This window comes from Streptomyces sp. NPDC058872 (genome assembly GCF_042743065.1).
GTDB lineage: Bacteria > Actinomycetota > Actinomycetes > Streptomycetales > Streptomycetaceae > Streptomyces.
Genome location: NZ_JBHYMK010000011.1, coordinates 1 through 20,378, shown reverse-complemented (window position 1 = coordinate 20,378; position 20,378 = coordinate 1). Strand labels below are relative to the sequence as shown.

Genomic DNA, 20,378 nt, shown 5'->3' with positions numbered 1-20,378 from the left:
CGGCGAGAGTTGACCCGAACGGAGGGGGAGTCGACGGCGTGTCAGATGCTCCGATCCGATGATCGGCGGAATGGAGGGAGAGGGCGTCGGGGCGGGCCGAGCCGTTCGGCTGCGGCCGCGCGGGAAGGGGGTTCGGGCAGGGAGATCCGGTGTGCGTCGCTCCGTCGACCGGGTCCGATGCCGAACTCGGCCGCGAGGTCGTGCACCTGACGCGTGATCCGGCGCTGGTACCGGATCGGCGCGTACGCCCCCTCGGCGTACATCTGCTCGTACTGCGGCACCAGGTCCGGATGGTGGTTCCGCAGCCAGGCCGTGAACCACTCGCGGGCACCCGGCCGAAGGTGCAGCACGAGCGGGGTGACCGAGCTCGCCCCGGCCTCGGCGATCGCGCGGACCGTCGCCCGCAGCTGCTCCGGCCGGTCGCCGAGGAAGGGCACCACGGGAGCCATCAGGACCCCGCAGGCGATCCCGTGTTCGCCGAGGGCGCGGACGACGTCGAGGCGCAGCTGCGGCGAGGGGGCGCCCGGTTCGACCGTCCGCCAGAGGTCCCGGTCGGTGAATCCGATCGACACGGAGATGCCGACCTCGGTGACCCGAGAGGCCTGGACCAAAAGCTCAAGGTCGCGCAGGACCAGCGTGCCCTTCGTGAGGATCGAGAACGGATTGGCCCGGTCGCGCAGGGCGGTGAGGATGCCGGGCATCAGCCGGTACCGTTCCTCGGCCCGCTGGTAGCAGTCGACGTTGGTGCCCACGGCGATGTGTGCGCCCTCCCAGCGGGCGGAGGCGAGCTGGCGGGCGAGCACCTCCGGGGCGTTGGTCTTGACGAGGATCTGGGAATCGAAGCCGCGTCCGGTGTCGAGGTCCATGCGGCCGTGTGTCCCGCGCGCGAAGCAGTACACGCAGGCGTGCGTGCAGCCCTGGTACGGGTTCGCCGTCCATTCGAACGGCATGCGGGAAGCGCCCGGCACCCGGCTGAGGATCGAGCGGGCCCGGACCTCGTGGAAGGTGATCCCCCGGAACTCCTGGGCGTCGAAGGTACGGGTGGTGACCGCTTCCGCGGCGAACGGGGCCACGTCGGCGGGGATGGGGGCGTCGCCCAGGTGGTCCCGGTGCATGGACGCCCTCCTCGTGGTTCGCCTCTGCCCGTCATGCAGAATAGAACATCTGTTCCATTGATCGCTGCAACCCGGATTTCGCCCCCCGGGGCGCACGTGGTTCGCTTGGGCCACACCCCGAGGAACCACAAGCTGGAGGAAGTCAATGGCGCAGGTCGAGGCCACCACGGAACGGATCATCGCCGCGGACGCGGAGACGGTGTTCGACGCGCTGGCCGACTACAGCGGCACGCGCGCGAAGGTGCTCCCCGAGCACTTCAGCGAGTACGAGGTCCGCGAGGGCGGTGACGGCGAGGGCACGCTCGTCCACTGGAAGCTCCAGGCCACCAGCAAGCGCGTCCGCGACTGCCTCCTGGAGGTCACTGAGCCCACCGACGGGCAGCTCGTCGAGAAGGACCGCAACTCCTCCATGGTCACCACCTGGACCGTGACCCCCGCCGGCGAGGGCAAGTCCCGGGCCGTCGTCACCACCGTGTGGAACGGGGCCGGCGGCATCGGGGGCTTCTTCGAGAAGACCTTCGCGCCCAAGGGGCTGGGGCGCATCTACGACGCCCTCCTCGCCAAGCTGGCGGACGAGGTCGAGAAGTAACGCCCGGAGCGTTCACCGATTCGAGTGGATCGCCCGCGCCCCCGTACCGGATTTCCCGGGCACCGGAGTTCCTGGCTACCGGAGTTCCTGCGTACCGGGGGTACGGCCCTTTCGCGGACGGGCTGAGGGGCGACCCGAGCGCGCTGCCCCGTCGGGCCGTTCGGCAACTGCTGCACAACCGGCCCCCTGCCGCCCGACTTGCTCCCCCTTCGTGTGCAAGGCGGAGGCCGGCGCGGCCGGCGCGGCGGGGCGGTACGCGGATGCGATCGCGAGCCCGGAGCGCGCCGAGGGGGCGTGGAGGCCCCGGCCCGGCCGCCAGGGCCGACGCCGGGCGACCTCAAGAGGAGGCGTTCGTGGCCTTCCGCAGCGCGCTGATGCAGCTGCCGATCGCTTCCCGGAGGGCTTCGAGGCGCTGGAGCATGTCGTCCTCGTAGGTGTCCTCTTCCAGCACCTCGTCCAAGGTCAGTTCCTCGAACACCTTCGTCGCCTTCTGCAGGCTGTTGTAGAACCTGGTCCGCCGCTCCTGGACGCGCAGTGCCGGGTCTTCTTCGACCGCCTTGGCCACCAGCTCCTTCACCGCGTCGTAGGCCTCGCCGGCCCACTCGCCCGTCTCCTCCGAGTCGTCCAGTTCGTCGAGGAGGGACAGGTGTCGCTCGGCCTCGGCCCGCAGCTCGGCCGGCGCCGCCACGGTGTGCCCGGCGGGCGTCTTGATCTGGCCGTTCTCCACGATCTGCCGGACGTACCCGATGCGGTCGGCGGCCCTGGCCTCGCTCGCCACCGCCTTCTTCAGGCCGTCGGTGCGGGCGAAGGCCCGGGCCATCTCGGTCTGGAGGGACGGATCCTCCTTCATCCGGTCGAGCAGTGCCCCGCGGGCGGCCTCCGCCGTGCCGGGGTCGGCGAGGATCGCCGCCCGCAGCGCCGTCGGGTTCTCCGCGACCTCCAGGGCCTTCGTCGGTCGGATGCCCTCCGCTTCTGCGGCGGCGCTGATCGCCCGGCCGCGTACGGAAGCCGCACCGTTGCGGGAGGCGTAGTAGGAGAGCCAGACGTCCGCGTCGGGCAGTTCGACCTCCTCGCCCGGGAGCAGTACTTCGAACTGCGGGACGAGACCGTCGTCGGCCGCCGCGTCCCAGGCCCGGTAGTACCGCATCACCCGCTCCGGGGAGCAGCCGGCGAGCTCGGCGAAGGCCTTCGCCGAGACCTTCGTCCGGGCCGTCCCCTCGGCGGGCTGTCCGCCGGGCCGGACGCTCCGGGCCACCTTCAGCGCGAAGCTCCAGCCGCCGGTGCGCGCGTACGTGCCGAAGTCCCGGGCGTCACGGACGACGACGGGGTCGTGTTCCGGACCGGGGTCGCCCGTGCCCTCGGTCCGGTCCGCGTTCCCCGGGACGCCGGGCTCGCTCGGGGGCGCGGAAGCCCCCGGTGCCCCCTCGGACCCGGGTGCCGCCGGCACCCAGAACTCCGGCTCCTCCGTCATCACGGGCCCGGCGTGCCCGGGGCCGGTGACCGGAGGGGCCTCGGCGGGGATGGGTGAGGAAGGGGGGAAGGCGGTGGTCACCGAGGGCTCTCCGGATGCTGGGGTACGACGACTGCGGCCGACAGCCTATACGCACCTCTTGGGGAATTTTCGCCCGATTCGAAGATCGGCGGGCCCGGGCATCCGGAACCAGCAGGGCGATCCGTACCGCCGTCCGGAGGGCATCGGCGGTCCATGCCAACGACGGTTATCCACAGGGCTGGTAGGGCGACTCGACGGCGCGTACGGTGCCAAGCATGAAGATCCTCATCAGCGCCGACATGGAGGGCGCCACTGGTGTGACCTGGCCCGCCGACGTGCTGCCCGGCACGCCCCAGTGGGAGCGGTGTCGCGCGATGTTCACGTCCGACGTGAACGCCGCGGTGCTCGGCTTCCTCGACGGTGGCGCCGACGAGGTCCTCATCAACGAGGCGCACTGGTCCATGCGGAACCTGCTCCTGGAGCAGCTCGACGAGCGCGCCCAGATGCTCACCGGGCGGCACAAGTCCCTCTCGATGGTCGAGGGCGTGCAGCACGGGGACGTCGACGGCATCGCGTTCGTCGGCTACCACACCGGCGCCGGGACCGAGGGCGTCCTCGCACACACGTACCTCGCCAACTCCATCACCGGGGTCTGGCTCGACGGCGAGCGGGCGAGCGAGGGGCTCCTCAACGCCCGTGTGGTCGCCGAGTACGGCGTGCCCGTGGTGCTCGTCACCGGGGACGACCTCACCTGCGAGGACGCCCTCGGCTATGCACCGGAGGCGCTGAAGGTCGCGGTCAAGGACCACGTCTCGCGGTACGCCGCGGTCTGTCGCACCCCGGCGAGAACGGCCGCGGACATCCGTGCCGCGGCGAAGACCGCCACCGCGCTCGCGGTACGGCACGAGCCGGTCAGGGGCGGTCCGTTCACCGTGGAGCTGGAGTTCGACGCCGAGCACCTGGGTGCCGCCGCCACGGTGGTTCCCGGCGTGGCGCGGAGCGGTGAACGTCGCGTCGCGTACGACAGCGGGACGATGTACGAGGCAATCCGCACGTTCAAGGCGGTCACGACCATCGTCTCGGCCGCGGTGGAGGAACAGTATGGTTGAGGAGGTCCGGGAACCGGACGCGACGGCGCTCGACGAGGTGGTCACCTTCACCTCCGAGCTGATCCGCATCGACACCACCAACCGGGGCGGTGGTGACTGCCGGGAACGACCGGCGGCCGAGTACGTGGCCGAACGCCTCGCCGGCGCCGGCATCGAGCCCCTGCTCCTGGAGCGGACTCCGGGCCGCACCAACGTCGTGGCGCGCATTCCCGGCACCGACCCCTCGGCCGAAGCGCTCCTGGTCCACGGCCACCTGGACGTGGTGCCCGCCGATCCTGCCGAGTGGACGGTGCCGCCCTTCTCCGGCGAGGTCCGTGACGGGGTCGTGTGGGGGCGCGGCGCCGTCGACATGAAGAACATGGACGCGATGGTCCTGGCGGTGGTCCGCTCCTGGGCCCGGCAGGGCATCCGCCCGCGCCGCGACATCGTCCTCGCCTACACCGCCGACGAGGAAGCCAGTGCCGAGGACGGTTCCGGCTTCCTCGCCGACCGGCACCCGGCCCTCTTCGAAGGGTGCACGGAGGGCATCAGCGAGTCGGGGGCGTTCAGCTTCCACCCACAGGCCGGCACCACGCTCTACCCGATCGCGGCGGGCGAGCGGGGCACCGCCTGGCTCACCCTCACCGCCCACGGCCGGGCCGGCCACGGCTCCAAGGCGAACACGTCCAACGCCGTCACCCGCCTGGCCGCCGCCGTCGCCCGGATCGGCGCACACACCTGGCCGGTCCGCCTCACCACCACGGTCCGCGCCTCCCTCACCGAACTCGCCGCCCTGTACGGCATCGACGTCGACACGAGCGCCCCCGACCTCGACGTCGACTTCCTCCTCGACCGGCTGGGGCCCGCCGCCGCGCTCGTCGAGTCGACCGTCCGCAACAGCGCCAACCCGACGATGCTGAAGGCCGGTTACAAGGTGAACGTCATTCCGGGACAAGCCGTCGCCCATGTCGACGGACGTGTGGTGCCGGGCGGCGAGGAGGAGTTCGCCACCACCATGGACCTGCTCACCGGACCCGACGTGGAATGGGAGTTCCACCACCGAGAGGTGCCCCTCGAGGCACCGGTCGACTCGCCGACCTTCGCGAAGCTCAGGGCTGCCGTCGAGCGCTTCGACCCCACGGGGCACGTCGTGCCGTTCACCATGTCCGGCGGCACCGACGCCAAGCAGTTCTCCCGGCTCGGCATCACCGGTTACGGCTTCTCGCCGCTGAGGCTTCCTCCCGACCTCGACTACGGGGCGCTCTTCCACGGCGTCGACGAGCGGGTCCCCGTCGATGCCCTGCACTTCGGCGTCCGGGTCCTCGACCACTACCTGAAGTCCGCCTAGACCCATGACAGGGGGAGTCCACATGACCATGACCTCGGGCGCGTACGGCAGTTGGCCGTCACCCGTCGATGCCGAGCTCGTTGCCGCCCACGACGGGCGTCCCGAGTACCTCGGTGCCGTCGGCGACGAGCTGTGGTGGACCGCCCCCCGCTCCGCCGAAGGCGGCCGGCGCGCCCTCCTCCGGCGGCGTGCCGACGGAACCGAGGAGAGCGTCCTCGCCGCCCCCTGGAACGTCCGCAGCCGGGTGATCGAGTACGGCGGGCAGCCCTGGGCCGCGGTCACCCGTCCCACGGGCGGGCCGCTCGTGGTGTTCAGCCACTTCCCCGACCAGCGGCTCTACGCGTACGAACCCGATGCCGTTCCCTGCGCCGGGCCGCGTCCGCTCACCCCGGTCTCCGCGGTCGGCGGCGGATCGCGCTGGGTGGACCCGGTGATCAGCCCGGACCGGGACGAGGTGTGGTGCGTCCTGGAGGAGTTCACCGGTCCCGCCCCGACCGACGTGCGTCGGGTCCTCGCCGCGGTGCCGCTCGACGGGTCGGCGGCCGGGGACCGCGGTGCCGTCCGTGAACTCTCGGACGGACGCCACCGGTTCGTGACGGGCCCCCGGCCCTCACCGGACGGGCGACGAGCGGCCTGGATCGCTTGGGACCACCCCCGCATGCCCTGGGACGGCACCGAGGTGCAGCTCGCCGAAGTGACCTCCGACGGCACCTTCCGCGGAGCCCGCACCGTCGTCGGCGGACCCACCGAGTCGATCGCTCAGGTCGACTGGGACGCCGCCGGTCGGTTGCTGTTCGTCAGCGACCGCACCGGATGGTGGAACCTCTACCGCGCAGACCTCGATGACGAGGGCAGCTCCGCCGAACCACAAGCGCTCTGCCCCCGCGCCGAGGAGTTCGGGGGACCGCTCTGGAAGATCGGCCTCCGCTGGTTCGCGCCCCTGGAGAACGGTTTGATCGCCGTCGTGCACGGCCGGGGGAGCACTCGTCTGGGCATCCTCGACCCGGAGCGCCGCGCCCTCGTGGACGCCCCCGGTTCCAAGACCGAATGGGCGGCCACCCTCGCGGTACACGGCACCCGCGTGGTCGGCGTCGCCGCCGGACCGCAGAGTTCCTATGAACTCGTCGAACTCGACACCCGCACCGGTCGCAGCCGCGTGGTCGGCGCCGTGCACACCGATGCGGTCGACCCCGCGTACCTCCCGGAGCCCAGGATCCGGACCTTCACCGGGCCCGACGGCCGGGAGGTCCACGCACAGCTGTACCCGCCCCGGCACCCGGAGCGCACCGGGCCCCGGGGAGAGCTGCCTCCGTACGTCATCTGGGCGCACGGAGGTCCCACCGGCCGCGCCCCGCTCGTTCTCGACCTGGAGATCGCGTACTTCACCTCCCGGGGCATCGGCGTCGCCGAGGTCAACTACGGCGGCTCGACCGGATACGGCCGGGAGTACCGGGAGCGCCTGTGCGGACAGTGGGGGGTCGTCGACGTCGAGGACTGTGCGGCCGTCGCGGCGACGCTCGCGGCCGAAGGCACCGCCGACCCCGCACGCATCGCGGTGCGCGGTGGCAGCGCGGGCGGTTGGACGGCCGCCTCCTCCCTCACCCGCACCGACGCGTACGCCTGCGGCACGATCATCTACCCCATCCTGGACCTGCGGGGCTGGGCCACCGACGAGACCCACGACTTCGAGTCCCAGTACCTCCACGGACTGGTCGGACCGCTCGACCAGGTGCCCGCCCGTTACAAGGAACGTTCTCCGATCGAGCACGTCGACCGCATCACGGCCCCGTTCCTGTTGCTCCAAGGCCTCGACGACGTCATCTGCCCACCCGCACAGGCGGAGCGCTTCCTCGCCCGGACCGCCGGCACGGGCGTCCCGCACGCCTACATCGCCTTCGAGGGGGAGGGGCACGGATTCCGCCGGGCCGACACGATGACCCGGTGCCTGGAGGCGGAGCTCGCGCTGTACACCAGGGCCTTCGGCATCGTGCGCGCCGACACCGTCGACCTGGAGTACCGCACGTGACCCGGACGGAGCCCCTGGCCCGGGCCGAGCGGCTCAGCCCCGGGGCACGGGTCGCGGTCGTCGCTCCCAGCGGGCCCGTGTCCGAGGAGCGCCTCACGGCCGGACTCGACGTCCTGCGCGGGTGGGACCTGGAGCCGGTCGTCGCCCCGCACGTCCTGGCGGCACATCCCGCACTCGGCCACCTCGCGGGGGCCGACCGGTTGCGCGCCCGCGACCTGACCGAGGCCTGGTGCGACCCCTCGATCTCCGCCGTGTTCTGCGCCCGCGGCGGATTCGGGGCCCAGCGGATGGTGGACCTGGTGGACTGGGCGGCGGTGCGGACGACCGGGCCCAAAGCCTTCGTCGGCTACAGCGACGCGACCGTCCTGCACGAGGCCTTCGCCCTCCGTGCGGGCTTCTCCACTCTGCACGGACCGATGGTCGCCGCTGCCGGGTTCCCGTCGGACGCGCGGGCCCAGGAGTCGTTGCGGGCCACCCTCTTCGAGCCCGATGCGGTCCGGACGCTCGGCCTGGAGACGGCACGGGCCCTGGTGCCGGGCCGCGCCCGGGGGGTGACGCTCGGCGGCTGCACCAGCCTCCTCGCCTCTGACCTCGCCACCCCGCACGGGCGGCGCTCGGCACGGGGCGGGCTGTTGCTCCTCGAGGACGTGGGGGAGGAGCCGTACCGCCTCGACCGCATCCTCACCCAGTTGCTGCGCTCCGGATGGTTCGACGGGGTGGCGGGCATCGCCCTCGGTTCCTGGGCGGAGTGCGGCCCCTACGAGGAGGTGAGGGCGGTGCTCGTCGACCGCCTCGGCGACCTGGGGGTGCCGGTCGTGGAGGAGTTCGGCTTCGGACACGGCACGGCCGCGCTCACCGTGCCGCTCGGCGTGCCCGCCGCACTCGACGCGAGCACGGGCAGGCTCACCCTGGAGGTGCCTGGCCTGCGCTGACGGACCGGGTGACACCGGGCGGGCGACACCGACCGGGACGCGCCCCGCCCGGCCCGTGCCACCCGGTCCGCGCGACCGGGCCAGGGCGTCCGGTCCGGGGCCTACAGCGCCGCGTAGCCCGGGCGGACAACCTCCTCGACGAGCCGCTGCCGCTCGGGCAGAGGCAGGAAGGCGGCCTCCAGGGCGGCGACGGTGAACTCTTCGAAGACCTCCGGGCCGTACCCGAAGGCGTCCACCATGTGCTGGAACTCCTCGCTCATGGTGGTGCCGGACACCAGCCGGTTGTCCGTGTTGAGGGTGATCCGGAAGCCGAGCCGGCGCAGTTCGTCGATCGGGTGCGAGGCGTAGTCCTTCGCGGCGCCCGTCTGCAGGTTCGAGGTCGGGCAGACCTCCAGCGCGATGCGGTTGTCCCGGACGTACGAGGCGAGCCGGCCCAGCGTGCCGTCCTCGGCGATGTCGTCCGTGATCCGCACGCCGTGGCCGATCCGCTCGGTGCCGCAGACCTGCACGGCCTCGTGGATCGACTCCGCGCCGACGGCCTCGCCGGCGTGGATCGTGAAGTGGCAGTTCTCCTGCTTGAGGTGCTGGAAGGCGGCGAGGTGACGGGCCGGCGGGTTGCCTATCTCGCCTCCCGCGATGTCGAAGCCGGCCACGCCGTTGTCCCGGTGGGCAACGGTGAGCCGCGCGATCTCCAGGGAGCGGTCGGTGTGGCGCATGCCGGTGAGCAGGGTGCGCACGGTGATGTGACCGCCGGCGCGACGCTCTCCCTCGCGGAAGCCCTCGTTGACCGCGTCGACGACCTCGTCGAGGGTCAGCCCGCCCTCCAGGTGCTGCTCGGGGGCGTAGCGGATCTCGGCGTAGACGACGCCGTCCGCTGCGAGGTCCTCGGCGCACTCGGCCGCGATGCGCATCAGCGCCTCGCGGGTCTGCATGACCGCGCAGGTGTGGGCGAAGGTCTCCAGGTACCGCTCCAGCGAGCCGGAGTCGGCGGCGTCCCTGAACCAGACCGCGAGCTCGGCCGGGTCCTCGGTCGGCAGCGCGGTGTAGCCGCACTCCCGTGCCAGCTCGACGATGGTCGCGGGGCGCAGCCCGCCGTCGAGGTGATCGTGGAGGACGGCCTTGGGGGCCCGGCGGATCCAGTCGGAGACGGAGGTGGCGGCCGGCGTGGCGAGGTTGTCAGACAAGTGCATGGCGGGGAAGTGTACGCCACGGCAGCGCGGGCCGCTGTGACGGCTCCAACAGGGCGCCGGGCGGGGTATCCGTCCCGCGGGACCGCCAGTCCGGTGGGCCACCGGAACGCGGGGCGGCCAGACCGGTGAACCGCCATACCGGCGGGCCGGGCGGCCGGGCCGGTGGACGAGGCGCGCGCCCCGGTGCTCAGTGCGACTGGAGGACCGGCAGCGCCGGAGTGCCGGTGGGCAGCATGTGCTTCGCGGCCAGTACCGGGACCTCCCCGACGCGCACGACCTGGGTGGCCAGGACGGCGGGGGTGTCCGCGGGGCGGCCCAGTTGTTCCCCGCGCCGGCGGCCGAGCAGCGTCGCCGTGATGCCGCTGTGTGCGCTCAGGGCCGTTTCGCGGGAAGCGCCGACCAGGACCGCGAGCATCGAGACCGCGCTGCCGGAGTCCCGCTCCGTCCGTGCCTCCGCCTCCCGCAGCGCCCGGGCGAACTCCGGGTGCGCCCGCTGGAGCAGTGCGTCCGGTGCCGCCCACTCGTGGCTCAGCGCGGCCACCGCTCCTTCTCCGGTCAGTACGGACTCCCAGAACCTCAGCTCGGCGCGGGCGGGGGCGAGGAGGTGCTGGGTGGTGAAGTCGGTCGGCTCCTCGACGGTCCTGAGGAGCGCCCGGACCCGCAGTGGGGTGCCCGTGCCGATCAGGGCCTCCAAGGGCTGGACCTGCTCGAAGCCCCGCCGCGGGGGGCGGTCGTTCACGGTCCTGCCCACCCCGCGCCGCACCGTGAGTAGGCCGTCCTCCTGCAGCAGCAGCAGTGCCTCGCGCAGGGCCGGTCGGCTGACGCCGAGTTCGGCGGCGAGCTTCGGTTCGGAGGGGAGCGTGGAACCCGGTGGGTACGTGCCGTCGTGGACGGCGTCCGCGATCCGCTCGTAGAGCGCCACGACCGGCCGTCGTCGCTGCCCGCTGACCGCCACGGCCCCTCCTCGTCTCGTTCCCGGGCTCCCGCCCGGGGCTTCTCCGGAGTCTCGCCCCGACTCCGTTCCGTCGGTGTTCGCACCACGGTATCGAGCTATGTTGTCTGACAAGTCACCCGTACGGCTCTCCTCACCGTCACGGTGAGGGCCCACCCGTCCCATTCTGGTCCCACGGCTGCGACCGACGGCACCACCGAGGAGAGGGGTCGGGCATGAGTCCCAAGGAGAAGCCGCGGGCATCGGACGGGGGTACGTCCCGGTTCGGCGGGGCCTTCACCCCCGGACGGATCGCCATGCTGGTGGTCGCGATCATCACCCTGGTCTTCATCTTCGAGAACACCCGGGAGGTCAAGATCCGGCTGCTGATCCCCGAAGTGACCCTGCCGCTCTACGTGGCGCTGCTCGCGACCGCCCTCCTCGGCGCCGCCTGTGGCTACTACTTCGCCGCTCGGAGGCGGAAGTGAGGCGGGGCGCCGTCGTGGGCGTCGGTGCGCTCCTGGCGCTCGCGGCCGTTGCCGCCACCTCTACGGAGGAGCCCGCTGCGCCCGATGACGGGAGCGGGACCCGACCGATGCCGGACTTCCTCGACCGGGGGCTGTGGCGGGTCCTCACCGGCCTGGACCGGCGGACCCGGCTTGACGTCCACGACGTGAGCGGGCGTGACCGGCGGGTGCTCTGGCCGCCGCGCTGGCAGGTCTGCACGCAGTACCCGGAGCCGGGGACGGCCCTCGACCGGCGCACCACCGTCATGATCGGCGTCGTGCGCCGGGGCGAGAGCTGCCCGCCCAGGGTCCGCACGGCCCGCCGTTGAGGGAGGGCCGCGGCGACGGAGGGCGGCGACGCGGAACGGGGAGGGGCGGCGGCTCCTACGGCACCCGGGGCCGGGGCCGGGGCCGGGGCGCGGGCGCGCCGCGCTTTCGCGGGTCCGTCGTGCGCGGTTCGGAGCCGTCCGTCGAGCCGTGCCGTCGTGGCCCGTACGGGGCGGTGCCGCCGCACGCCCGGCGAACGGAAGGCCCGGGCGGACCGGTCAGTGCTTGTAGTTGATCTTCATGGTGTCGAGGTCCGTCACGGTCGATCGCAGCCCCTTGTGGCCGTGGCCCAATTCCTTGAGCGCCGTTTCCACCCGGTCTTCCGCGATCGCCCCCGCCATCTCGTCACCGTCCTCGGCGTCCGAGACGACGACCAGCCGGTACGAGAAGTGCTTCAACGTCCGGTCGTAGGCGAGCGAGCCCTCTTCCGTGAACTGCATCGCGGTCAGTCCGTGCGCGTCCACTTCGGCGAGCAGCCGGGACCGGCTCTCCTCCGACAGGCCGTCGAACGTGCCGCGCACGATGACCCGGTAGGTGTGCTGCGTGCCCATGCTTCGTACTCCCCGTGCTGTCGTTCCCGGCCGCCAGGGCGACGGGCCGGCCCTCCACCCTACGGCGGTGGGCACCGCCGCCGTAGGGAATATCCGGGCGCCCCCGGCTGCCCCGTCTCGTCCTGCCCGCCCCGCCCCGCCCCGCCCCGCCCCGCCCCGTCTCGTCCGGCCCGCCCGCCCGGGCCGGACCGGCGGTGCTGCGCGGGCCCGACCGGGAGGCCGGGCGGCCCCGTGGTGATGCGGCTCAGGGCACCCGGCAGAGGATCTCGCCGTGCGGGACCATGAACCAGGCGTCGTCCTGACGGCCCCACTCCCGCCAGGCCTCCGCGAGCGAGGCCAACTCGGCTGCCGTCGCGTGCCCCCCGGAGACGGCCTGGGCGGCGTAGTCGGAGGAGGTGGTCCGGTCCGCCCACAGGCCGCTCCACCACTCCCGCTCCTCGGGGGTGGCGAAGCACCAGGCGGCGGCCGTGGTCGTGATGTCGTCGAAGCCGGCCCGCCGGGCCCAGGAGAGCAGTCGCCGTCCCGCGTCCGGTTCGCCGCCGTTGGCGCCGGCCACCCGGTGGTACAAGTCCAACCACTCGTCCAACGAGGGGTGCTCGGGGAACCAGGCGAAGGCCCCGTAGTCGCTGTCGCGGGCCGCCACGATCCCGCCGGGCCTGCACACCCGTCGCATCTCGCGGAGCGCCCGGACCGGATCGCCGACGTGTTGCAGCACCTGGTGGGCGTGGACGACGTCGAAGGAGTCGTCGGGGAAATCCAGGGAATGGACGTCCGCCACGGCGAACTCGATGTTCTCCGCGCCGCGTTCGGTGGCCACCGCGCGGGCCTGCTCCAGCACCCCCGTGGCCGCGTCGACGGCGGTCACCCGACCGGGCGCGACCAGCGCGGCCAGGTCCGCCGTGATGGTTCCCGGCCCGCAGCCCACGTCCAGCAGGTCCATGCCGGGACGCAGCGAGGGCAGGAGGTAGGCGGCGGAATTGCTTGCGGTCCGCCAGCGGTGCGAACGCAGCACCGACTCGTGATGGCCGTGGGTGTAGAGGGCGGTCCGGTGGGGCGCGGACGGTTCGGAGGCGTGCGTCATGGAAGCAACTCCCTTGAATCGGTGCGTTCTTCCAGGGTACGCACGTTGACTGCATGTTGAGACGAGCGTCTTGCCATGTGGTCACTGGGTGAGGGGGGGCTGGTATCGGTAGCGCAACTCGTCCAGCAGCCTGCCGCCCGTCTCCTCCTGCGCCACCATCCCGTCCGGTCGCGCCCCGGGCGTTGCCCGCCAGTACCCATGGCGCCGCGGTCCGGAGCAACCCCGGGCCGGCGTCGGCGCGTCGTCGTTCTCGTAGGCATCCTCGAAGGCGCCTTTGCGGGCCGTCCCCCGAGGGGGTGAGCCCCCGACGGGGCCCTCACCCGGACGGCCCTGGTCGAGCCGAGCGGAGCCGTCGCCGGTCCTCCGTCGCGCTCCCCGGCGCGGGGCTCCGTCGCTGCTCAGCGCGCCCCGTGCCGGGGCGCGGAAGCCGGGTCCGCTCGACCGCCTCACCCGGTCGCCGTCGCCTGGAAGCGCGGAAAGGGGCGAAACTTCGTATAAAGGGCACGGGGGTGTCCGTCCGGCGCCCCCCTGCGCTCAGGAGGTACGGGTCATGCGGCAGACGGCTCAAGAAGGCCGCGGTCCCGTGCGCTACGGACCTCCCGCACCCGACACCGGCCTCCCCGTACTGCCCGGACTCGCCGGCCTCCTCGCCGCCGCCGCGGAACGGTCCGCCCCCGAGCCGCCCGGCGGCGGCCCCGTCCTCCGCGAGTCCGCGGCCGGCTACTGGTGGCGTCGCGGCCTGCGCACCCACCCCGAGGACGTGGTCGCCGCCCCCGGTGCTCCCGCCCTGCTCCTCGCCCTGCTCGCCGCCCACGGCGGTGACCTCCTCCTGCCCCGTCCCTGCCCCGCCTGGTGGACCCCCCAGGCCCGCCTCCTCGGGCGTCCGGCGTACCACGTGCCCACCCCCGCCGAAGCCGGCGGCGTACCCGACCCCTACGCCCTCCTGGAGACCGTGCGGCGCGTCCGGGCCGAGGGCGGCGACCCCCGAGTGCTGCTGCTCTCCATCGCCGACGACCCCACCGCCACCGTCGCCCCGCCCGAACTCGTCCGCGAGGCCTGCGAGGCGGCCGTTTCCGAAGGCCTCCACGTCGTCAGCGACGAGACCTGGCGCGACACCCTCCACCATCCGCACGACACCGTGCTGCTCAGTCCCGCGGAGATGCGCCCCGCCGAGGTCACCGTCCTCGCCGACCTCGGCGGTGCCCTCACCCCTGCCGCCTGGCCCTGCGCCGTGGCGCGCTTCCCGCCCACCGACCCGTCCCGCGCCGACCGCTGGACCGACCCCAGGGCCCGTGTCCTCGACGTGCTCACCGCCCTCGGCGCCGTCGTCCCCGGCCCCGTGGCCCCCGCGGTGGCCCACGCGCTCGACGAACCCGAGGAGGTCACCGTGCGGGCCCGGCGTGCCGCCGCCACCCACGGGCGCCTCGCCGGTGCCGCCCACCGGGCCGTCCTGGCCGCCGGAGCCCTCGCCCGACCCCCACAGGCCGGTCGCCACCTCTACGCCGACCTCGGCCCGCTGCGCACCGGTCTCGCGGCCCGCGGCGTCACCGACTCCCTGGAACTGGAGGGGTACCTCGGCGAACGGCTCGGTGCCCCGGCAACCGGCGGTTACCGGTTCGGCGACGAACTGGGCGCGCTGCGCGTCAGGTTCGGCACCGGCATGTTCCTGGGTGCCACCGGCGAGGAGCGGGCCCAGACCCTCGCGGCGCGGGACCCCGTGGAACTCCCCCATGTGGCGCGCGCATTGGAGGCCTTCGGGGCGGCCCTGGAGGAACTCCGATGACCGTGGAGGCCGGGGCCCACCGGCCCGGTGGGCACGGCCGCGGCCGGGCGCCGATGACCCACCACCGTCCCGGGCAGCACCGAGCACGACACGAGCGGAACGGAGTCCGCAGATGACCGAACGGACCGCGCCCCCCGCCCGGACCGGGCAGCCCCCGCACCACCCCGATCGGGCGGCTCCCGCCCTCCAGCCCGTCGGTCGGCTCCGGAGGGACTGGCCCAGGAGCTTCGCCGACCGGCTGACCGCACCGCTCCCCGGGGTTCGGGCCCTCGCCCGCCTCGCCCGCGAGGGAGCCGTCCGCCCTCGCCCCGAGGGACTCCGCGACATCCCCCTGCTGCCCTTCGAACCCGGACCGCTGCCGCCCGCCGGGCCCGACACCCTCGCCGTCACCTGGGTGGGACACGCCAGCTGGGTCATCCGGATCGGTGGTCTCACCGTCCTCACCGATCCGGTCTGGTCCCGCCGCATCTTCGGTACGCCCGCCCGACTGACCCCCGTCGGAGTCCGCTGGGAGGACCTGCCGCCCGTGGACGCCGTCGTCATCAGCCACAACCACTTCGACCACCTCGACGGCCCCACCGTGAAGCGGCTGCCCCGGCACACCCCGGTCTTCGTGCCGGCCGGACTCGGTCGTTGGTTCACCCGCCGCCGGTTCGACCGCGTGACCGAGCTCGACTGGTGGGAGGCCGCCGAACTCGACGGGGTGCGCTTCGACTTCGTGCCCGCACACCACTGGTCCAAGCGCACCCTCCTGGACACCTGTCGCTCCCTGTGGGGCGGTTGGGTGTTGTCCGACCGGTCCGGACGGCGGATCCACTTCGCCGGGGACACCGGGTACGGCCACTGGTTCGCCGAGATCGGCCGCCGCCACCCGGGCATCGACCTGGCGCTGCTCCCCATCGGCGCCTACGACCCGCGGTGGTGGCTCAGCGACGTCCACACCGACCCCGAGGAAGCGGTCCGCGCCCACCGGGACCTGGGCGCACGACGGATGGCGCCCATGCACTGGGCCACCTTCGTCCTCTCCTCCGAGCCGGTCCTCGAACCCCTCACCCGGGTCAGGACCGCCTGGGAGGAGGCGGGGCTTGCCCGCGAGGACCTGTGGGACCTGCCGGTCGGCGGCTCACGGGTGCTCGTGCCCTGACGCCGCCCCGCGCGGCGTGCCGTGGACCCGCCGCCACAGCGCGGGCGCCGCGCTGATCAGGACCGTCAGCCCCACCGCCGCGACGACCCCCTGCCAGGGCTCCGGGAAGAGCGAACCGCCCAGGATCCCGATCAGCTGGTACGTCGCCGCCCACGCCAGGCACGCCGCCGCGTCGCCCCGGACGAAACGGCGCAGGGGCATCTCCGCAAGGAGGCACGCCAACATCACCGGGATCCGCCCCGCCGGCACGAGACGGGACAGCACGAGCACCGACACCTGGTGCGTGTCGAGCCTCTCCTGCGCGTGTACGAGCCGATCGGGCGTCGCCCGGGACCGCAGCCCGGACAGCCACCGCGAGCCATTTCGGGAACGGACGCCGCGCTGCCCCAGCCAGTACAGCCCGGTGTCGCCGAGCAGCGCGGCGAGCGCCGAGACCAGGAAGACGAAGAGGAGCGAGAACGGCGACGACTGGTGGAAGGCGACGACCGCCGCCGAACTGACGATCGCGCCCGTCGGCACCACCGGCACCAGCGCCCCGAGCGCCACCAGCAGGAACAACGAGGGGTACCCGACCGCCTGCTGCGTCGACTCCGGCGGCAGCTCGCGCACCGCCGCCGCCACCCCGGCGAGCCCACCGATCACCGTGCGACCTCCGGGCGCGCCCGGCCGCCGTGGTCCAGGAGGTGAACCGCCACCTTCGGCGCGAGCTGGGCCGCGTGGCGGACGAACTCGTCGCCCGGCGCGTGGAACTCGTGCGGCCGGACCCCGTCGAGCCCGATCGGCCAGTACGTGCCGTAGTGCACGGGCACCGCCGCCGCCGGGGAGAGCGCGGCGAGCGCCTCGGCCGCCCGCCCCGCGTCCAGGTGCCCCTGCCCGAGATAGGGCCCCCAACCGCCGACCGGCAGCAGCGCCACGTCCACCGGGCCCACCGCTTCGGCCATGTCGTCGAAGAGCCCGGTGTCCCCGGCGAAGTACGTGCGCGCCTCGCCCGCCACGACGTATCCGAGCGCGGGGGCACGGTGCGGCCCCACCGGCAGGCGCCGCCCGTCGTGGAGCGCCGGGACGGCCCGCACCGTCACGCCCTCGACCGTCACCTCGTCACCGGGCCCCATCTCGGTCAGCCGCAGCCCGTACCCGTCGAGCCGGCGCAGGCCCGGTACGGCGGCCCGTGCACCGTGCGGCACGAGGACCTGCGTGCCCGGTGCGAGCCGGGCCAGCGAGGGGAGGTGGAGGTGGTCGGCGTGCAGGTGCGAGACGAGGACGGCCTCGGCGCGGGCGGCCTCGGGGGGCGGCACCGCACCGCGCCGCCGGCGCAGATGGGCGAGCCGCCGCGCGAACAACGGGTCGGTCAGGAAGCGGACCCCGGAGTCCTCGACCGTGCAGGTCGCATGGCCCCACCAGGTGACCTCCACCGGCATGCCGCCTTCCGCTCTCGGGTGCTCCGGACCGTGGTGCCCGACGTCCACGACCGTTCCGCACCTCCGTAACGAGGGTAAATGTCCGGAGCGTGCTCCGGAGGATGTTCGGCCGTGCGGATCCCCAGTAGGGTCGGTCCATGGACGACGTTCGGGTGGCGGCGATCGCCAGCCTCACCCCGCTCGAAGAGCTGGACAGCGACCCCTTCCTCGTCGACACCCGCGGTCAGCACGCAGCGTGCGCCCGCTGGGCCGACGACAAGGGGTACGTGCTCACCCGTCAGTTGCTGTGCTACGGCATCCGGCCCGACCACGAGGCGCTGTGGGCGGACGTCGAGGCCGGGGCGGTCGACCTCTTCGTCGCCGCCAACGAGAGGGTCCTCGCCCGTGCGGTGACGTCCGTGTCCGGATTCCGCGCCGAGTGCGAGCGGCGCGGAATCCGCGTCGAGACCGCCTGCCGGGTCGAGCCGACGTACGACGCGGCGGCCAAGGCCGGGGTGCACCGGCGCCTCTCGATGCCGACCGCCGGGTACGACGGCTCCTGAAGCCGGCCCCGCCGGAGCGCGCCGTCCTGACACGCTCGGGCCGTTCGCGGTCGCCCGTTTCCTGCCCCCGCCACGGGCGTTGTGCCACGCTTGAGGAAGGAAACGGGCGAAAGGTGACGCGGGCGTGGGTGACGGGCGATGGGGTGGCGCCGACCGTTGGCGGTCCGCGGGCAGGGCACTGGCACGGGTGGTCGTGGTCTGGGCGGCGTCCACGCTCACCCTGCTCCTCCTCGCCGGGCTGCTGCCCGACGTCCAGCTCCAGTCCCCCGACGGCGACAGCCTCACCCGCACGGCGCTCACCGCCGCCTGGGCCGCCGGTGCGTTCGGCCTGCTCGGCGCACTCGTGTGGCCGCTGATCGTCCGGGCCCTCCTCCTCGTTCCGGCCCTCGTGCTCGGTCTGCTCGTCTTCTTCCTCAACGGTTCCCTGCTGCTCGTCGCGCTCCGGCTGATCCCCGACGGGCGCGGTGCCGCCGACCCCGAGACCGCCGTCGTGGTCGCCGCGGTCATGTCCGCCGTCGCCTCCGCCACCGCCACCGCCCTCGCCGTCCGCGACGACGACGCCTACCGGCGCCGGCTCTACCGGCTCACCGGCCGCACCCGCCCGCGCGATCCGGGCGACACGGCCCATGCCGTGCCCGGCACGGTCTTCCTCCAGCTCGACGGCGTCGGCCACCACGTGCTCCGCACCGCCGTCGACAACGACCTCATGCCGACCGTCGCCGGATGGCTCGGCAGCGGCCACCTGCTCACTCCCTGGCGCACCGACTGGTCCAGCCAGACCGGCGCGAGCCAACTCGGCATCCTGCACGGATCCAACGAGGACGTGCCCGCCTTCCGTTGGTACGAGAAGGACACCGGTCGGCTCATGGTGTCGAACCGCCCGGCGAGCGCCGTGGAACTCCAGCGCCGCGCCGTGCAGCGCACCGGGGACGGCGGCCTCCTCACGTTCGACGGGGCGTCCCGGGGCAACCTCTTCAGCGGCGGCGCCGACCAGCTCGCCCTCGTCCTCTCCATGGCCGCCCGTCGCGGTCGCCGCAACCGCTCCCGGGCCGGCTACTTCGCCTACTTCTCCGATCCGGCCAATGCCGTCCGCACCGCCGGATCGCTCGTCGCCGAATGCCTGCGCGAGATGGGACAGTCCACGCGGGCGCTGCTGCGCAGGGAGACCCCGAGGGTCTCCCGCGGGGGCACGTACCCCTTCGTCCGCGCCTTCGCGACGGTGGTCGAGCGGGACGTCGTGGTCTCCGCCGTGATGGGAGACGTGCTGGCCGGCCGCACCGCCGTGTACGCCGACCTGGTCGCGTACGACGAAGTGGCCCATCATTCGGGCCCGCACGGCCGGGACGTCGACCAGGTGCTGAAGCGCCTCGACCGTGCGATCGGGCTCATCGCCACGGTCGCCGAGCACGCCCCCCGCCCCTACCGGATCGTGCTCCTCTCCGACCACGGGCAGAGCCCCGGCGAGACCTTCGAGTCGGCGTACGGACTGACGCTCAAGGACCTCGTCCGGGCCGGGTGCGGGCTCCCCGTGTCACGCCGCGTACGACGCACCCGCAGCGGCTCGGAGGCGCGGGACGCGGCCAGGGACGCACTGCGCAGCGCCCTCCACCGACCCGTGGACGAGGGCGGGGAAGCGGCGGGGGAGCTGCCCGCCCGGTCCTCCGAACCCGTCGTCCTCGCCTCGGGCAACCTGGGGCTCGTCTCCTTCCCCGACGTGCCGCACCGGATGACCCGCGAGGAGATCGACCGCCGCCATCCCGCGCTGCTTCGCACCCTCGCGAACCATCCGGGCATCGGCTTCGTGCTCGTGGCGAGTGCCGAGCACGGCTCGGTGGTGCTCGCCCGCGGCGGGGCGGAGGTACCGGTCGCCGCCCTCGCGGACGACGGGCCGCTCGCCGCCTTCGGACCGGGAGCGGCCCGGGCGGTGCGACGCACGGACGGCTTTCCGCACGTCGCGGACATCATGGTCAATTCGATGTGCGACCCGGAGACCGGAAGCGTGCACGCCTTCGAGGAGCAGATCGGCTCGCACGGTGGCCTCGGCGGGGAGCAGTCGCACGCCTTCCTGCTCTCGCCGCCGGACCTTTCGCCGCCGGTGGAGTCGGGAGAGGAGCTGGTGGGGGCCGAGCAGGTGCACCGGGTGCTGCGGCGGTGGCTGCGCGAGTCCTCGGGGCCACAGGTGCCGCTCGACCCGACGCCCCCGCGGGGCCCGGCGGAGGCGCCACCCGCCACGGACCCGCCGTCGGTCCTTCCGGCCGACGAACGGTTCGCGCGGGACGACAGCCACTGAACCCGACCTCCGCCCGCCACGGGGC

Annotated in this window: 19 protein-coding genes; 11 read left to right on the top strand and 8 right to left on the bottom strand. The window is 73.6% G+C overall.

The window, feature by feature from the left end:
- Positions 1-41: 41 nt before the first annotated feature.
- Positions 42-1,115, bottom strand: a complete 1,074-nt coding sequence (locus ACFW22_RS09255; protein ID WP_386400907.1) for an Rv2578c family radical SAM protein — start codon at positions 1,113-1,115, stop codon at positions 42-44.
- A 145-nt stretch (positions 1,116-1,260) separates the two neighbouring features.
- Here ACFW22_RS09255 and ACFW22_RS09250 point away from each other — a divergent pair, with 145 nt between their 5' ends.
- Complete coding sequence (locus tag ACFW22_RS09250; RefSeq protein ID WP_351190252.1) at positions 1,261-1,704, top strand: SRPBCC family protein; 444 nt, start codon at positions 1,261-1,263, stop codon at positions 1,702-1,704.
- Between the two features lie 337 nt (positions 1,705-2,041).
- On the opposite strand, the gene ACFW22_RS09245 is transcribed toward ACFW22_RS09250, so the two are convergent.
- Entirely contained in the window at positions 2,042-3,256 is a 1,215-nt protein-coding gene (locus ACFW22_RS09245; RefSeq protein ID WP_386400904.1) for a hypothetical protein, read from the bottom strand.
- Between the two features lie 215 nt (positions 3,257-3,471).
- Between ACFW22_RS09245 and ACFW22_RS09240 the strand changes: the two genes are divergently transcribed.
- The 4 genes from ACFW22_RS09240 to ACFW22_RS09225 are packed head-to-tail and all read left to right on the top strand — an operon-like array spanning position 3,472 to position 8,590.
- Positions 3,472-4,305, top strand: a complete 834-nt coding sequence (locus ACFW22_RS09240; protein ID WP_386400902.1) for a M55 family metallopeptidase — start codon at positions 3,472-3,474, stop codon at positions 4,303-4,305.
- Positions 4,298-5,632: a M20/M25/M40 family metallo-hydrolase gene (locus tag ACFW22_RS09235; protein ID WP_386400900.1), complete on the top strand. Its 1,335-nt coding sequence runs from the start codon at positions 4,298-4,300 to the stop codon at positions 5,630-5,632. The genes ACFW22_RS09240 and ACFW22_RS09235 overlap by 8 nt, the downstream gene beginning before the upstream one ends.
- Before the next feature lie 28 nt (positions 5,633-5,660).
- The gene (locus ACFW22_RS09230; protein ID WP_386401130.1) at positions 5,661-7,658 is read left to right on the top strand and encodes a prolyl oligopeptidase family serine peptidase; all 1,998 of its coding nucleotides are present in this window, start codon (positions 5,661-5,663) and stop codon (positions 7,656-7,658) included.
- A complete protein-coding gene (locus ACFW22_RS09225) occupies positions 7,655-8,590 on the top strand; it encodes an LD-carboxypeptidase (RefSeq protein WP_386400898.1) in 936 nt (311 codons plus the stop codon). The genes ACFW22_RS09230 and ACFW22_RS09225 overlap by 4 nt, the downstream gene beginning before the upstream one ends.
- Before the next feature lie 101 nt (positions 8,591-8,691).
- On the opposite strand, the gene ACFW22_RS09220 is transcribed toward ACFW22_RS09225, so the two are convergent.
- The gene (locus ACFW22_RS09220) at positions 8,692-9,780 is read right to left on the bottom strand and encodes an adenosine deaminase (RefSeq protein ID WP_386400896.1); all 1,089 of its coding nucleotides are present in this window, start codon (positions 9,778-9,780) and stop codon (positions 8,692-8,694) included.
- 187 nt (positions 9,781-9,967) lie between these two features.
- The gene (locus tag ACFW22_RS09215) at positions 9,968-10,735 is read right to left on the bottom strand and encodes a GntR family transcriptional regulator (protein ID WP_386400894.1); all 768 of its coding nucleotides are present in this window, start codon (positions 10,733-10,735) and stop codon (positions 9,968-9,970) included.
- A gap of 212 nt (positions 10,736-10,947) precedes the next feature.
- Between ACFW22_RS09215 and ACFW22_RS09210 the strand changes: the two genes are divergently transcribed.
- Both ACFW22_RS09210 and ACFW22_RS09205 read left to right on the top strand, forming a co-directional pair.
- Entirely contained in the window at positions 10,948-11,199 is a 252-nt protein-coding gene (locus tag ACFW22_RS09210; protein WP_386400892.1) for a DUF1049 domain-containing protein, read from the top strand.
- Complete coding sequence (locus ACFW22_RS09205) at positions 11,196-11,546, top strand: hypothetical protein (protein WP_386400890.1); 351 nt, start codon at positions 11,196-11,198, stop codon at positions 11,544-11,546. The genes ACFW22_RS09210 and ACFW22_RS09205 overlap by 4 nt, the downstream gene beginning before the upstream one ends.
- A gap of 216 nt (positions 11,547-11,762) precedes the next feature.
- On the opposite strand, the gene ACFW22_RS09200 is transcribed toward ACFW22_RS09205, so the two are convergent.
- Complete coding sequence (locus tag ACFW22_RS09200; RefSeq protein WP_386400888.1) at positions 11,763-12,095, bottom strand: DUF6204 family protein; 333 nt, start codon at positions 12,093-12,095, stop codon at positions 11,763-11,765.
- A 244-nt stretch (positions 12,096-12,339) separates the two neighbouring features.
- Positions 12,340-13,176, bottom strand: coding sequence for a class I SAM-dependent methyltransferase (locus ACFW22_RS09195; protein ID WP_386400886.1), 837 nt, complete (start codon positions 13,174-13,176; stop codon positions 12,340-12,342).
- 550 nt (positions 13,177-13,726) lie between these two features.
- Here ACFW22_RS09195 and ACFW22_RS09190 point away from each other — a divergent pair.
- Both ACFW22_RS09190 and ACFW22_RS09185 read left to right on the top strand, forming a co-directional pair.
- A complete protein-coding gene (locus tag ACFW22_RS09190; protein WP_386400884.1) occupies positions 13,727-14,959 on the top strand; it encodes an aminotransferase class I/II-fold pyridoxal phosphate-dependent enzyme in 1,233 nt (410 codons plus the stop codon).
- Positions 14,960-15,071: 112 nt separating this feature from the next.
- Positions 15,072-16,103, top strand: coding sequence for an MBL fold metallo-hydrolase (locus ACFW22_RS09185; RefSeq protein ID WP_386400882.1), 1,032 nt, complete (start codon positions 15,072-15,074; stop codon positions 16,101-16,103).
- Here ACFW22_RS09185 and ACFW22_RS09180 read toward each other — a convergent pair.
- Both ACFW22_RS09180 and ACFW22_RS09175 read right to left on the bottom strand, forming a co-directional pair.
- Positions 16,083-16,745: a DedA family protein gene (locus tag ACFW22_RS09180; RefSeq protein WP_386400879.1), complete on the bottom strand. Its 663-nt coding sequence runs from the start codon at positions 16,743-16,745 to the stop codon at positions 16,083-16,085. The genes ACFW22_RS09185 and ACFW22_RS09180 overlap by 21 nt on opposite strands.
- A complete protein-coding gene (locus ACFW22_RS09175; protein WP_386400876.1) occupies positions 16,742-17,521 on the bottom strand; it encodes an MBL fold metallo-hydrolase in 780 nt (259 codons plus the stop codon). The genes ACFW22_RS09180 and ACFW22_RS09175 overlap by 4 nt, the downstream gene beginning before the upstream one ends.
- 137 nt (positions 17,522-17,658) lie before the next feature.
- Here ACFW22_RS09175 and ACFW22_RS09170 point away from each other — a divergent pair, with 137 nt between their 5' ends.
- Both ACFW22_RS09170 and ACFW22_RS09165 read left to right on the top strand, forming a co-directional pair.
- Positions 17,659-18,063, top strand: coding sequence for a hypothetical protein (locus ACFW22_RS09170; RefSeq protein ID WP_384881026.1), 405 nt, complete (start codon positions 17,659-17,661; stop codon positions 18,061-18,063).
- A gap of 124 nt (positions 18,064-18,187) precedes the next feature.
- Positions 18,188-20,353 carry a phage holin family protein gene (locus tag ACFW22_RS09165; protein WP_386400874.1) on the top strand — a complete coding sequence of 722 codons (2,166 nt, stop codon included), beginning with the start codon at positions 18,188-18,190 and terminating at the stop codon, positions 20,351-20,353.
- Positions 20,354-20,378: the final 25 nt, after the last annotated feature.